We start from the raw sequence: 15,856 nt of genomic DNA on the forward strand, positions 1-15,856 counted from the left end.
CACAACATAATCAACAAGTGTCTTCTTTTGAAGACACTTTTGTTGTTCTTTTTAGTGGGATCTTTAAATGCGCAAAATGAATTTCCAACAATTACTAAAGATAAGGCTGGAAAAGTAATCCTAACAAAAGACAAGCTTGGAAATCAAATTCCTGATTTTTCTTTTGCTGGATATCGTGCTGGCGAATATGCCATTCCAGATGTTACCATAAAAGCATTTATACCTCATATTTCAGACGATGCCACAGCTACCATTCAGGCAGCAATTGATTATGTGGCTACATTAAAACCAGATTCTAAAGGTTTTAGAGGTGTAGTACTTTTAGACAAAGGAATTTTTAAGGTTTCGGGTGTTTTATCTTTAAAAGAAAGCGGAATCGTTTTACGCGGAAGTGGTGTTGGGAACAACGGAACCATTCTTTTAGCAACTGGAACAGACAGAGGTGCCATTGTTTCTATTTCTGGAATTAATAATCGTGTTTTAAAAGATACATTTCAAGTAGCAGCTGATTATACGCCGCTTGGAAGTACCACTATTGCTTTAAAAAGTGCCACTGCTATTAAAAAAGGAGATCATGTTTTAATCAATACTCCTATTACTCAAAATTGGATTGATAGTTTGGGGGTGAAAGATTTTGGTGGAGAAACAGGATGGATTGGTTGGAAAAAAGATGATTTTGTAATTCGTGCCGATAGAGAAGTGACTCAGGTACAGCAAAACAAAATTACCATTGATGCTCCATTAACCAATGCTTTAAATGAAAAATTAGCCACATCAAATGTGGTAGTTTATTCATGGTCAGGCCGAATTAATAATGTGGGTGTAGAAAATTTGACTTTAAAATCAGATTTTGATGCTACAAATGCTAAAGACGAACAACACAGATGGTACGGAATTTCGATTCAAAATGCCGAAGATATTTGGGTAAGACAAGTTAATTTCGAACAATTTGCCGGAGGTGCTGTTTCGATTTTAAAATCGGCTAAAAGAATAACGGTTGAGGATTGTATGTCCTTGAATCCTATTTCAGAAATTGCCGCTTTTAGAAGAAATACTTTTTATACCGAAGGGCAACAAACCTTGTTTCAACGTTGTTATTCGGAATACGGTTATAATGATTTTGCTGTTGGAGGTTATGCTACTGCTGGACCTAATGTGTTTTTGCAATGTCAATCGTATATACCGTATAGTTTTAGTGGTTCTATTGGAAGTTGGGCAACAGGAATTTTGTTTGACGTAACTTTAATTGACGGCAATGCTTTAAGCTTTAAAAATCTAGGACAAGATGGTCGTGGAATTGGTTGGAATGCTGCCAATAGTGTCATGTGGGAAACTTCGGCTTCTAAAATTGATAACTTTAGTCCACCTACGGCTGATAACTGGGTTTTTGGCGTTTGGGCACAATGGGCTGGTAACGGACATTGGAATGATGTAAACAGTCATATTAACCCTAGAAGTTTGTATTATGCTTTGTTAGAACAACGTCTTGGAAAATTGCCAATGCCATCGCAAATCATGGACTTAGGTTCAGAACCTTCTTCTAGCCCAACAATTGAACAAGCAGCTGCCTTGACTAAGGAATCCTATCATTTGCTAAAAACATTAAAAGAATGGATTGCCGAAGCAGCTACAAGAAACCCAATTGCAATAGATTTTTCTAAAGCAAAACGTTTTAACGAAGTGAAAGCAGCAGTAGCTGTTGCGGAAGCGGAAGCAGATAAAGTGGAAATTAAAAACGGACTTTTAGTAGCTAATAAAAAGTTACTTGCTGGTGAACTTATCGATATTCCTTGGTGGAGAGGTAGTTTGCGCGAATCGGATGTGTCTAAAGCAAGACCACATATTACCCGTTTTGTTCCGGGGCATGATGGTTTGGGGTATACTGATAATTTATCGGAAACCGTACAATTTTTGGTAAATAACAATAAAGCTTCTTTAGACCATAATTATGGGTTATGGTACGAACAAAGAATGGCCGATCACGAACGCATTCGTCGCATGGATGCAGATGTTTGGGCTCCTTTTTACGAACAACCTTTTGATAGAACCGGACAAGGAACAGCTTGGGATCATTTGAGTAAATACGATTTAACTCGTTTTAATATCTGGTATTGGAACAGATTAAAAACCTTTGCTGATTTAGCCGCTCAACAGCATAAAATATTAATGAACGAACAATATTTTCAACATAATATTTTAGAAGCGGGAGCACATTGGGCTAGTTCTCCTTGGCGTCCGGCCAATAATGTAAACAATACAGGACTTCCTGAACCGCCACCATATATGGGGGATAAAAGGATTTTTATTGCGGAACAGTTTTATGATATTCGAAATGAAAATATTAGAAAATTACACCAAGGTTTTATCGAAAAAAGTTTAGAGAATTTTAAAGATAATGCCAATGTATTGCAAATGACTAGTGCCGAATATACAGGTCCATTAACCTTCATGCAATTTTGGTTAGATGTTACTGCAAATTATAAAAAGACACATCAAAACGAATCTAAAATTGCATTAAGTGCTACTAAAGATGTTCAAGATGCTATTTTAAATGATGCCAAAAGAGCTACAACAGTGGATGTCATTGATATTAGATATTGGTATTATAAAGATGACAGAACTGCTTACGCACCAGAAGGAGGAAAAAATTTAGCGCCAAGACAGCACGCTAGACAAATGAAAGTAGGTAAGGAAAGTGATGAGCAGGTGTATAGAGCGGTACGTGAATATCGCGATACATACCACAAAGCCGTAATTTATTCTACTCCGGGAGCTAATAGATTTGGTTGGCCGGTTTTAATGGCAGGAGGTTCATTACCAGCCATTCCTAAGATTGCAGTGCCTGATTTTTATGAGTCTGTGGCAAACATGAAAACGGTTCAAAATGAAAACTACAACAGCGCGGTTTGGACGCTAGAAGACAAAGGAGAATCTTATTTGTATTACTTCCAAAAAGCAAATCAAGCAAAATTAGATTTGTCGGATTATAAAGGAATTTATGAAGTATATTGGATAAATCCTGAAAATGGAAGTCAAGTTGCAAAAGAAGTAATTCAAGGAAAATCGATACATACATTGACAATTCCAGCTGGAAAAGGAACTAAAATGGTAGCATACATTAAAAAGAAATAAAACATGAATATAATGATTTCTAAAAAGAAGATTGGTAGAATAGCGTTATTTACAGTATTGAGCTGTGTGGCTATTTCATGCAAAGTAAATCAAGAGGAAGCGAAACCTTTAGCCAAATTAGAAGTGTCTAATAATAAACATTATTTCCAAACAGAAGATGGAAAACCATTTTTTTGGTTGGGTGATACGGGTTGGTTGACTTTTGGGAAATTGAGTCGTGAAGAGATGAATACCTATTTTCAAGATAGAAAGAAAAAAGGCTATAATGTAGTTCAAGTTATGGTTTTACATACTTTGGCTGTAAAAAATGTCTATGGAGATTTCGCTTTAGTAGATGGTGATGTTTCAAAACCATTGACAACGCCTGGAAATGATTTTAAAAATCCAGAGGAATACGATTATTGGGATCATGTAGATTATGCCTTAGATGTAGCGCAAAAAAATGGAATTTATTTAGCAATGGTTCCTGTTTGGGGAACTAATGTGAGTAGTAAAGACAGTAAGGTAACCAAAGCTGATGTTGAAAAATATGCTAAATTTTTAGCAGATAGATTTAAAAACAGAACCAATGTAATTTGGCTAAATGGTGGCGATACCCATGGCGAAGAATTCATGGATATCTGGAATGCTATTGGAAGTACGTTGAAAAACAATAATCCAAACCAATTAGTGACTTTTCACCCTTTTGGGCGTACGGATTCTTCTGAGAATTATCACAATGCCGAATGGTTGGATTTCAATATGTTCCAATCTGGTCATAGAACTTATGCTCAGGACACTACTAAAGGTGCTTTTAAAGAAGATAATTATAAATATGTTAGTAGAGATTGGGATTTAAAACCTACAAAACCAACATTGGACGGAGAACCATCATACGAAGGAATTCCTCATGGTTTACACGACACCTTGCAACCTAAATGGAAAGATCATGATTTAAGAAGATATGCGTATTGGTCTGTTTTTGCCGGTGGAGCTGGTTTTACTTATGGGAATAATGCGGTAATGCAAATGTTTCATAAAGGCGAAAAGAAAGGCGCTTACGGGAACAAAGATATTTGGAGTGATGCAATTAATGATCCAGGTGCAAGTCAAATGCAATATGTAAAAAAATTGATTTTAGAACACAATTATTTTGACCGCATTCCGGATGAATCAATGGTTGTAAATCAAGGTGAAAAATACGATTATTTAGCAGCAACAAGAGGAAATGATTATGCTTTAGTGTATACCTACAATGGAAAATCAATGAAGTTGAATATGGGTAAAATTCAAGGAGAAAAAGTAAAAGCTGCTTGGTTCGATCCTAGAAATGGAGAAGAAAAATCCATTGGTGAATTCAAGAACGAAGGAGTATTAGACTTTGATCCACCAGGAGAAAAAGTAGATGGTAATGACTGGGTTTTAGTTTTAACTTCAAAATAATTGATTGATGCATTTTATAAAAAAATATGTAGTACTCTGTTTGGTTTGTATTTCCACATTGGCTACAGCCAAAGCTAAAAATGAGGGATGGATTAACATCTTGAACGAAGGCGGAAATAACAAAGGTATTTTGTGTACTCAAGCCATTCAAAAGGCCATTGAAAAAGCGGCTGCAAATGGAGGTGGAACTATTTTCTTTCCTGCTGGAAATTATTTAACAGGACCAATAAAATTCAAAAGCAATATCACGATTTATCTGGATGCAGGTTCGGTTTTGAAATTCTCCAATAATTTTGATGATTACTTGCCTTATGTAGAAATGCGTTACGAAGGAATCATGATGAAGACTTTTTCGCCATTGTTTTATGCTAAAGATGTCGAAAACATTAGCATCAAAGGTAGAGGAGTTATTGATGGACAAGGTGAAGCTTGGTGGAATGAAGTGTACCGAATTGAAACTGCTAAAGGACCGATTCCGCCAACGAAATACCAAACGATGTGGGTGGAACAAAACAAAGACATTGTGTATATGCCTTATTATCAAAGAACGATTGATAAACATTTTTTCCGACCTGCTTTCTTTCAAACCATTAACTGCAAGAATATTTTAATAGAAGGTGTTACGTTTCAAAACTCTCCTTTCTGGACGATAAATCCTGTTTTTTGCGATAATATAAACATTACGGGAATCACTATTAATAATCCACATTCGCCTAATACGGACGGAATAAATCCTTCTTCTTGCAAGAACGTACATATTTCTAATTGCCATATTAGTGTGGGCGACGATTGTATTACCATTAAATCAGGTCGTGATGAGGATGGACGTAAATATGCAAGACCTACTGAGAATGTAACCATTACTAATTGCACCATGTTAAGTGGTCATGGAGGTGTTGTTATAGGAAGTGAAATGTCGGGTGGAATTAAAAAAATCACGATTTCTAATTGTGTTTTTGATGGAACCGATAGAGGAATCCGAATCAAATCGGCTCGTGGTCGCGGTGGCGTTGTAGAAGAAATTCGCGTGGATAATATTGTGATGAAAAACATCAAAGAAGAAGCTATTGTCTTGAATCTTTTTTATGACAAAGGCACTCAAGCTGAGCCGGTAACCGAGAAAACTCCAACTTTTAGAAACATTCATTTGAGCAATATTACGGGTTCGAATGTAAATAAAGCGGGGATGATTTTAGGAATTGCCGAGATGCCGGTTCAAAATATTTCATTTTCAAATATTAACATGGATGCCAAAGAAGGTTTTACAGTAAGTACTGCCACTGATGTGGAATTCCATGATGTGAAAGTAAACGCAAGTATTGGTTCTTCTTTTAAAATTTCCGATGCTAAAAACATTATTTTAGACAATGTGGGTTCTTCTACTCCTGTAAAAGGAGTTCCTGTGATTAAATTAGACAATGTGTCGAATGCAATGATTGCTAATAACTTTCCATTCAATGCAACAGCTATTTTTATTGAAGCAGATGGCAAGGAAACCAAAGGGATTTATTTAAAAAACAATGTGTTCAATAATGTGAGTACTGTTGTGAAAAAAGGAGCAGCCTTAGACAAAAATGCTATTGTTGAATAGTATAAAAATATAATCCTACAAGGTCTTTTCTGACCTTGTAGGTTTTTCAATAAACAAATTACAATTCATGAAAAAAATTCTATTTATCCTAGCAATTGCTTTGAGTACTTGGAGTTGTTCTAACTCTAAAGGAGCATATCTGTTTACTTCTTTTAGAGAGCCGGCAACAGATGGTTTGCATTTAGCATACAGCAAAGACGGCTACCATTGGAATGGATTAGAAGGTTCTTTTTTAAAACCTGAAATTGGGAATAGCGAAACTAAAATCATGCGTGATCCATCCATTGTACAAGGCAAAGACGGAATCTATCATTTGGTTTGGACAACGGATTGGAAAGGAGGAAACGGTTTTGGTTACGCCAGTTCTAAGGACTTAATTCATTGGTCCAAACAAGAATATATTCCAGTAATGAAAAACGAACCTGAAGTAGTGAATGTTTGGGCACCAGAAATTTTCTATGATGACGAACAAGATCAGTACATCATTATTTGGGCTTCGACCATTCCATTTCGTTATGAAAAAGGGCAAGAAGAAGAAAAAAACAATCACCGAATGTATTATGTAACCACTAAGGATTTTAAAACATTTTCGGATGCCAAATTGTTTTACGAACCTGGTTTCAGTGTAATTGATTGTGTGATTGTAAAAAGAGCTAAGGACGACTATGTTTTGGTCTTAAAAGATAATACCAGACCCAATCGAAATATTAAAGTAGCTTTTGGAAAATCGGCTTTAGGGCCATTTGGAAAAAGTTCAGCTCCTTTTACAGATTTTCTTTCAGAAGGACCAACGGTGTTGAAAAAAGGAAACGATTGGCTGATTTATTATGATAATTATGGAGCCAAAAATTACAAAGCCGCTAAGACTTCTGATTTTGTACATTTTGAAGATGTAAGTACTCAAATTCAATTGCCGGAAGGACACAAGCATGGAACGATTACTAAGATTTCAAACAAAGTTTTGAAAGGATTAATGGAAAAAAAATAAAAAAATGATTCTATTTAAAAACATAAAACACAATGTAGTAGCAACAGCTTTGTTGACTGTTGGAACTGTTTATTCGGTTTCGGCGCAGCAAGATACTATTCATTATGTAGGCAAAACACTTTCAAATATCGATTACCATCACGGACAATTGAGTCCAGCCGTAGGAGTTCATGCTACACAAATTATGCGTGCTAGCCGTGAACATCCTGAAAAAGCAGATGGATTAGGATGGACCTATAACCACCAACCCATGATGGCTTATTGGAACAACACCTATTATTTGCATTATTTAACGGATCCTTCGGGAGAACATATTCCGCCAGGACAAACACTTTATATGACTTCTAAAGATGGGATAACTTGGACCAAACCTAAAACTATTTTTCCTATTTATCGTGTGCCTGATGGAACACAAAAAGAAGGAGTAGAAGGTGTGGCTAAAGATTTGGATGCCGTTATGCACCAGCGTATGGGCTTTTATGTTACTTCGGATAACCGATTACTTTCAATTGGGTATTACGGAATTGCCATGAATAAAAAAGACGATCCAAATGACGGAAAAGGAATTGGTCGTGTGGTGAGAGAAATTTATAAAGACGGTAGTTTTGGTCCAATTTATTTTATTCGATACAATAAAAATTGGAACGAAAAGAATACCTCTTTTCCTTTTTACAAAAAAAGTAAGGATAAGAAATTTATCAAAGCTTGCGATGAGTTGCTTTCAAAACCATTGCAAATGCAACAATGGGTGGAAGAAGCAGACAGAGATGACGAGTTGATTCCGTTAAAGAAACAATTCAAAGCTTTTTCATATTATCATTTGCCTAACGGAAATGTAATAGGTTTGTGGAAACACGCCTTGACTTCTATGAGTACAGATAATGGTAAAACTTGGAAATATGAACCATTAAGAGCGCCCGGATTTGTAAATAGTAATGCAAAAATCTGGGGACAAAAAACATCTGATAACCGTTATGCTACGGTTTATAATCCATCTGAATACCGTTGGCCATTAGCCATTTCAACTAGTGATGACGGTATGAATTACAAGGATTTATTATTGGTACATGGAGAAATTTCGCCAATGCGTTACGGTGGGAATTACAAATCGGCAGGACCACAATATGTTCGTGGTATTCAAGAAGGAAACGGAACACCTCCTGATGGGAAACTTTGGGTTTCTTATAGTGTGAATAAAGAAGATATTTGGGTGGCTTCTGTTCCGGTTCCTGTAACTAGCGAAGTCAATGAAGATGTGAATGAGGTGTTTGATAAGTTGCCAAACGGCCAAGAATTAAAACTTTGGAACACCTATGATTTAGCTTGGGCTTCCGCCAAAATAGAAAAGAAAGCCGATGGTAAAAAATGGTTGACACTTCGTGATCATGATGCTTTTGATTATTCTCGTGTGGAACGTGTTTTGCCTTTTGCTGAAAAAATGGAGGCGACTTTTACCGTGATGCCAGAGCAAAATGACAAAGGATTATTGCAAATTGAGTTTTTAAATAAACAAGGTTTGCCTGCTATCCGATTGGTTTTTGATGCTGATGGTGTTTTAAAAGCTAAAAATGGAGCTCGTTATGGTGGAATTACCAAATACGAAGCTGGAAAAGAATACACTATTAGCGTAAAATTAGACGTAACTTCTCGTTCCTACACAGTGAAAGTAAACGATAGTAAAGAGTCGTTCAAAATTTTCTACGCACCAGTTGATGGAATTTCACGCATTATGTTCCGTACAGGTGAGCAACGCTACACGCCAAATCCAGATACGGAACCAGATACACCAGATTATGTTGATTTACCTAATACAGGTGTAGAAATTCCAGAGGCGGTATTCAATATAAAATCGTTGGTTACGAAAAAATTATAATGTTTTCCCCATTAAGAGATTAAGCTTAATGACTCGAGTGATAGCGAACAGGCGTAGCAAACTTAATTTCTTAATGGTTCAATTAAAAATTTACAAAGTGAATATTTCAAAATCCGTATTATTCCTCTTTTGTCTTCTGACAACTTTCATTTCTAATGGACAAATTGCTGTTGGCCATTTGACTTGCAATAGCACAACGAATCCTTTGGCTTTGAATACGCTAAAACCAAGTTTTAGTTGGCAACTAACAGCAAAGGATTTTAATGTTTTGCAATTAGGTTATCAACTTTTAGTGGCTTCTTCTGAAGAAAATTTAAAGCAAAATAATGGAGATGTTTGGGATAGTGGGAAGTTGGTTTCTAGAACAAGTCAGGATGTGCCTTACAGCGGAAAAGCTTTAAAAAGTGAAACCAAATATTTCTGGAAAGTCAGAGTTTGGTCTAATGATAAAAAGGTGTCTTCATGGAGTGAAAGCGCCTATTTCAGAACTCAGCCTTCGGATTTGAATCCCGTTTGGATTGGTGCCATTACTAAAGCCGACAGTCATTTGCCGGAAGGCCGAAATTACCACGCGGTGACTTTCAAAAAAGAGAAAAAACAAGCTATTATCGATGCTAGTGATTCCTTGTCACGCAGAAGTATTCAGTTGCGAAAAGCATTTTCTATTTCTAAAAAAATAAAAGAAGCCGTGATTTATGTTTCCGGTTTGGGGCATTACGAATTGACTTTGAATGGAAAGAAAGTGGGGAATAGCGAATTTGCTCCTTTGTGGACAGATTATGATAAGACCGTTTATTACAATACTTATGAAATCCCATCAGCTGATTTGCCTAAAGGGAATAATGCGATTGGGGTGGTTTTAGGGAACGGAATGTACAATACGCTTGCTGAACGATATGCTAAATTTTATGTAAGTTTTGGTCCGCCAACTTTATTCTTAAAAATGAAAATAAAGTATGAGGACGGTTCGGAACAAATTGTAAAAACAGATGCAAGCTGGAAGTATGCTAAAAGTCCCATTACTTTCAATAGTATTTTTGGTGGTGAAGATTATAACGCTAATCTAGAACAAAAAGGCTGGGATACGGCTAATTTTAATGATGAAAATTGGAAACCAGTGGTTGTTCAAGAAGCGCCAAAAGGAGTTTTAAGACCGCAACAATTGGCTCCGGTAAAGGTTGAAGAACAATTTTCTGTTAAAGCAGTAACGGAACCTAAAGCAGGTGTTCATGTTTTTAATATGGGGCAAAATTTATCCGGTTTCCCAACGATAAAAGTACAAGGAAAAAAAGGACAAACGGTTCGAATTTGGGTAGGCGAAGGTTTAAACGATGACGGAACGGTAGGCCAGGGAAGATCTGGAAAACCTTATTATTATGACTACACTTTAAAAGGTGAAGGTGTTGAAGAATGGCAGCCTAAATTTAGTTATTACGGCTACCAATACATTCAGATTGAAGGCATCAATTACAAAGAAATTAAAGATGCTTCCTTGCCAACGCTTGTTGACTTAAAGTCCAATTTTATATATAATTCGGCGGGAACGGCTGGGAGTTTTACATCTTCCAATGAAATTTTCAACCGTACACATGAATTGATTAATAATGCCATAAAGAGTAATTTTCAATCGGTATTGACGGATTGTCCGCATCGTGAGAAATTAGGTTGGTTGGAAGAATCCCATTTAAACGGTCCAGGATTAATTTACAATTACAAGCTAAAAAATTATATTCCGGGCATCATGCAAAACATTGCCGATGCACAGCGTGAAAACGGAATGATTCCAACTATTGCTCCTGAATATGTGGTTTTTGGTGGTGATTTTACAGATTCGCCTGAATGGGGAGTTGCAGGAGTCATTTTGCCATGGATGTATTATGAATATTACGGAGATGATTCTTTAATAAAGGAATATTATCCCGTGATGAAAAAATATGTGGATTACCTGACTTCAAAAGCTGATAATGGAATTGTTTCTTACGGTCTAGGCGATTGGTATGACTACGGAGAACATGCTGCGGGTTATTCTAAAAACAGTCCTATAGCGCTCTCAGCAACAAGTCATTACTACTTTGGAATTGATTTACTTGCCAAAGCGGCAAAGCATTTGGGTAAAAATGAAGACGCCGTTACTTATAAAAATTTAGCAATAAGTGTAAAAAATGCATTTAATGGCAAGTTTTTTGATGAAAAGACGAAACAATACGGTACCGGAAGTCAGTTTTCTAATGCCATTCCGTTGTTTTTAAACATGGTTTCGGCAGAAGACAGGCAGGCTGTTTTAGACAATTTGGTCAACGACATCAAAGCCAGAAATTATAGATTGACCACTGGCGATGTAGGAAACCGTTATTTGTTTCAGGTTTTAGCTGATAATGGTCTGAATGAGGTGATGTATAAAATGCACAACCACTTTGACGCACCAGGTTATGGTTTCCAAATTAAATTTGGCTTGACCACTTTAACCGAGCAATGGGATCCGCGAAAAGGGAATTCTTGGAATCATTTTATGCTAGGGCAAATTGAAGAATGGTTCTATAAAAGTTTGGTTGGGCTTGTACCCGATGAAGCAAATCCGGGATTTACCCATTTCTTTTTACAACCAGAAATGGTAGGAGCTATGACTTTTGTTAAAGGAACTTATAATTCGGTTTATGGCGAAATCAAATCAGAATGGGAGAAAAAAGGGAATAAATTAATTTATAAATGCACGATTCCTGCCAATACAACGGCAACTGTAAAATTAGCGGTAGCTAAAAATGCAGTAATCAAAGTAAATGGAAAAAAACTGAGTAAGGCTAAAAAGAGCCAAGATGAGAATGGAAAAACCACATTTGTCTTAGGTTCAGGAATATATGTCGTGGAAAGTGCTTTGTAAATAAAAATAAAATGATACTTTTAAAGATGATAAGAGATATAATGAAAAAGACATTTTTGTTGCTAATGCTGTTATTGATACTGCCAAAAGCAATAGCGCAAACTTCGGATGATAATTACAAAGAACCGATTGTAAAAACGATAAAAACGATTGAATCCATTTTCAAGGTTAGTATAAATGACAAAGATGGTTTGCTTAAAGACAAAGAATTAGAGTATGCCCGATGGAGAATCCGTCAGGACAATTTAGAAGTTTCCCTGACAGCTGTTTTGACGCCTTTTAATCTGACTTATTTTAAGGAAAATGATTCTGTGTATCGCATTCGTAAATTTGAATATGCCCGAAATTCGGATGCTGTAGGTAAAGCGCGGTTGGAATATTTAGTGGATTTGTATCCTAATTTGAAAGCTTGGGAAACCAGAAAAGCGGAGTTGAAACAATGTATGATTAGTTCCATTGGTTTAGACAAAGCACCGGCAATGCCAAACAAAAAACCAATTTTAACTAAAGTTAGAAAATATGGTAATTATACAGTGGAGAATATTGGTTTAGAAATTATGCCGGGCGTTTATGCTACGGGTTCCATTTACAAACCTTATCCGTTAAAAGGAAAAGCACCGGTAGTGATTACACCTAACGGACATTTTGGGGATGGACGATACAGAAAAGACGAGCAATTGCGTTGTGCTATTCTGGCCAAAATGGGAGCAGTGGTAGTAAATTTTGATTTGTTTGCCTGGGGCGAATCGACTTTGCAGTTTGATTCTACTTTGCACAGACAGAGTATCGCACAAACCATTCAGGTTTTGAGTGCCGAAAGATTATTAGATTATATGCTTTCGCAAAAGTATATAGACAAAAACCGAGTGGGTGTTACCGGTGGTTCTGGTGGTGGTTCCATGACAATGTTTCTGGCTGCAATTGATGATAGAATAACCGTTTCTGTGCCGGTAGTGATGACGTCATCTCATTTTTCAGGCGGTTGTCCTTGTGAGAGTGGTCGCGGTTTGCATCTGTGCGGAAACGGTACCAATAATGCTGAAATTGCAGCTATGGCAGCTCCAAAACCACAATTAGTAGTTTCTGATGGTGGTGATTGGACGGCTACAGTACCGGAATTAGAATTTCCATTTATCCAAAAAACTTATGGATTGTATGGAAAGCAAAGTTTGGTCGAAAATGCTCATTTTACTAAAGAAGGACATAATTATGGTGAATCGAAACGCATGGCGATGTACCCTTTTATGGCGAAACACTTAGGTTTAGATATCAATAAAGTAAAAAATAAAGAAGGGCAAATTGACGAATCGACTTGTGTGATAGAACCAACAGAAAACTTATTGGTTTTTGGTGCTAAAGGTGAAAAACTACCGGTAAATGCATTAAAAGATATTAATCAATTATACGCTCTTTTTGGAGAGAAAAACTTAAAACAATAATGAATTTTACAAGTACAAAATGCCGATTCTTTTTTCAATTCCTAATGGTTTTATTGGGAGTGAATTTTGCATGGGCACAACAACAACCTTTAAAATTATGGTACGATAAACCTGCCGCTATCTGGAACGAAGCCTTGCCTTTGGGTAACGGACGTTTGGGTGCAATGGTTTTTGGTAATCCATCAATTGAAAGATTGCAATTGAATGAAGAAACCATTTGGGCTGGTTCGCCCAATTCTAACGCGCATTCCAAATCATTAGCGGCTTTGCCAAAAGTTAGAAAATTAATTTTCGAAGGTAAATTTGATGAAGCACAGGCTTTGGCTGATTCAGATATCATGTCGCAAACCAATAATGGTATGCCGTATCAGACCTTTGGAAGTCTGTATATTTCTTTTTCCGGTCATGATAAATTCAGCAATTATTATCGTGATTTGAATATTGAAAACGCTACGGCTACGGTAAAATATACCGTGAATGGTGTAGAATACAAAAGAGAAATATTAACCGCTTTTGCCGATCAAGTGGTAGCCGTTCGATTGACGGCAAGTAAGCCGGGAATGATTACTTGCAACCTAATGATGAACAGTCCTTTTGATAAAACAGATCCATATTCTGAAGGAAGCGAAAGTGTACTTTCGGGAGTAGGTAGTACTGTAGAAGGACAAAAAGGAAGAATTAAATTTCAGGGACGCACCGCTGTAAAGAATATTGGCGGAACCGTAACCTCTAAAAACGGAATTATCAGTATTGATGCTGCTGATGAAGCTACTATTTATGTTTCTATTGCAACAAACTTTGTTGATTACAAAACTTTAGACGAAAATCAGGAGCAAAAATGTAAACGTTTTCTTGAAGCGGCTTTGACTAAAAATTTCGAGGAAATAAAAGCAACTCATGTGGCTTACTATCAAAAATTCTTCAACCGCGCTAGTTTAGATTTAGGCAGCAATTCGGCAATGAATGCACCGACTGATGAACGAATCAAGAATTTTGCAAAGCAATTTGACCCACAATTGGTTTCTCTTTATTATCAATTTGGACGCTATCTTTTAATCTCTTGCTCGCAACCCGGCGGACAACCAGCCAACTTGCAAGGAATTTGGAATGATATGTTGGCGCCGCCATGGGAAAGTAAATACACCATGAACATCAATGCTGAAATGAATTACTGGCCAGCTGAACTGACCAATCTTTCAGAAATGCACGAGCCATTTATCCAAATGGCAAAAGAATTAGCGGTTACTGGTGCCGAAACGGCTAAAACCATGTACAATTGTGGCGGATGGGTATTGCATCATAATACGGATATCTGGCGTATTACAGGTCCTATCGACCACGCTACTTCGGGTATGTGGATAACCGGAGGTGCATGGGTTTGTCAGGACTTATGGGAGCGTTATTTATACACCGGAGACAAAAAATATTTGGCTGAAATTTATCCTTTGATGAAGGGTGCGGCGCAATTCTTTTTGGACTTTATGGTAGTTGACCCAAATACAAAATATCTGGTGGTCGTTCCGGCAAGTTCACCTGAAAATACACATGCAGGAGGTTCAGGTAAAGCAACTATTGCTTCGGGAACCACAATGGATAACCAATTGTTGTTTGATTTATTTACTAATGTAATTAGGGCTACCGATATTCTGTCAGAAGATGCGACTTTTGCCAAAAAAGTACAGGAAGCTTTGGCTAAAATGCCTCCGATGAAAATCGGACAACACAATCAATTACAAGAATGGCAGGACGATTGGGATAATCCAAAGGACAATCACCGCCATGTATCCCATTTGTATGGTTTGTTTCCAAGTAACCAGATTTCGGCTTTTAGAACACCGAAACTTTTTGAAGCGGCCAAACAATCCTTAATTTACAGAACCGATGAATCTACAGGTTGGTCTATGGGGTGGAAAGTAAATTTATGGGCTCGTTTATTAGATGGAAATCATGCCTATAAATTAATTCAGGATCAATTGCATTTGGTCACTCCTGAACAGCGAAAAGGTGGCGGAACTTACCCAAATATGCTGGATGCGCACCAACCATTCCAAATTGATGGTAACTTTGGATGTGCCGCAGGAATTGTAGAAATGCTGATGCAAAGTCAGGAAGGAGCCATTCAATTATTACCAGCTTTACCATCGGTTTGGAAAAATGGTTCAATAAAAGGAATAGTAGCCAGAGGCGGTTATGTACTGGATATCGAATGGAAAAATAATAAGGTTTCTATGTTGAAAATTAAAGCTAAATTAGATGGAAATTGCCGATTAAGACTGGAAAATACTTTAAAAGCGGATGGATTTGCAATGAAAAAAGCCAAAGGACAAAATCCAAATCCATTGTTTCAAACAGCTAATGTGAAGAAACCAATTATTTCAGATAAGGCAAAATTACCAAAAGTAAAATTGCCAAAGTATCAGGAATATGATGTAGAAATGAAAGCGGGTCAAACCTATGTTTTCTCTGCAAATTAGAATTAGACCTAACAGGTTTTGAATACCTGTTAGGTTTATGTTGAAAATTAAAATAAAAA

Annotated in this window: 8 protein-coding genes; all 8 read left to right on the forward strand. The window is 36.8% G+C overall.

Annotation, left to right across the window (positions count from 1 at the left end; all coding sequences use genetic code 11):
• Window positions 1-27: 27 nt before the first annotated feature.
• The 8 genes from AC4FRF_RS04000 to AC4FRF_RS04035 all read left to right on the forward strand — a co-directional run bounded on the left by AC4FRF_RS04000 (window position 28) and on the right by AC4FRF_RS04035 (window position 15,797).
• Window positions 28-3,132: a DUF6298 domain-containing protein gene (locus tag AC4FRF_RS04000; protein ID WP_491158168.1), complete on the forward strand. Its 3,105-nt coding sequence runs from the start codon at window positions 28-30 to the stop codon at window positions 3,130-3,132.
• A gap of 3 nt (window positions 3,133-3,135) precedes the next feature.
• Window positions 3,136-4,554, forward strand: coding sequence for a glycoside hydrolase family 140 protein (locus AC4FRF_RS04005; RefSeq protein WP_491158169.1), 1,419 nt, complete (start codon window positions 3,136-3,138; stop codon window positions 4,552-4,554).
• A gap of 7 nt (window positions 4,555-4,561) precedes the next feature.
• Entirely contained in the window at window positions 4,562-6,145 is a 1,584-nt protein-coding gene (locus AC4FRF_RS04010) for a glycoside hydrolase family 28 protein (RefSeq protein ID WP_491158170.1), read from the forward strand.
• Window positions 6,146-6,212: 67 nt separating this feature from the next.
• Window positions 6,213-7,133 carry a glycoside hydrolase family 43 protein gene (locus AC4FRF_RS04015; RefSeq protein ID WP_491158171.1) on the forward strand — a complete coding sequence of 307 codons (921 nt, stop codon included), beginning with the start codon at window positions 6,213-6,215 and terminating at the stop codon, window positions 7,131-7,133.
• A 4-nt stretch (window positions 7,134-7,137) separates the two neighbouring features.
• Window positions 7,138-9,006, forward strand: a complete 1,869-nt coding sequence (locus tag AC4FRF_RS04020; protein ID WP_491158172.1) for a six-hairpin glycosidase — start codon at window positions 7,138-7,140, stop codon at window positions 9,004-9,006.
• Window positions 9,007-9,103: 97 nt separating this feature from the next.
• Entirely contained in the window at window positions 9,104-11,884 is a 2,781-nt protein-coding gene (locus tag AC4FRF_RS04025) for an alpha-L-rhamnosidase (protein ID WP_491158173.1), read from the forward strand.
• A 41-nt stretch (window positions 11,885-11,925) separates the two neighbouring features.
• Complete coding sequence (locus AC4FRF_RS04030) at window positions 11,926-13,323, forward strand: prolyl oligopeptidase family serine peptidase (protein WP_491158174.1); 1,398 nt, start codon at window positions 11,926-11,928, stop codon at window positions 13,321-13,323.
• Window positions 13,323-15,797, forward strand: a complete 2,475-nt coding sequence (locus AC4FRF_RS04035; RefSeq protein ID WP_491158175.1) for a glycoside hydrolase family 95 protein — start codon at window positions 13,323-13,325, stop codon at window positions 15,795-15,797. The genes AC4FRF_RS04030 and AC4FRF_RS04035 overlap by 1 nt, the downstream gene beginning before the upstream one ends.
• The last annotated feature ends 59 nt before the right edge of the window (window positions 15,798-15,856 follow it).

The sequence above is a fragment of the Flavobacterium sp. ST-158 genome (genome assembly GCF_058309975.1).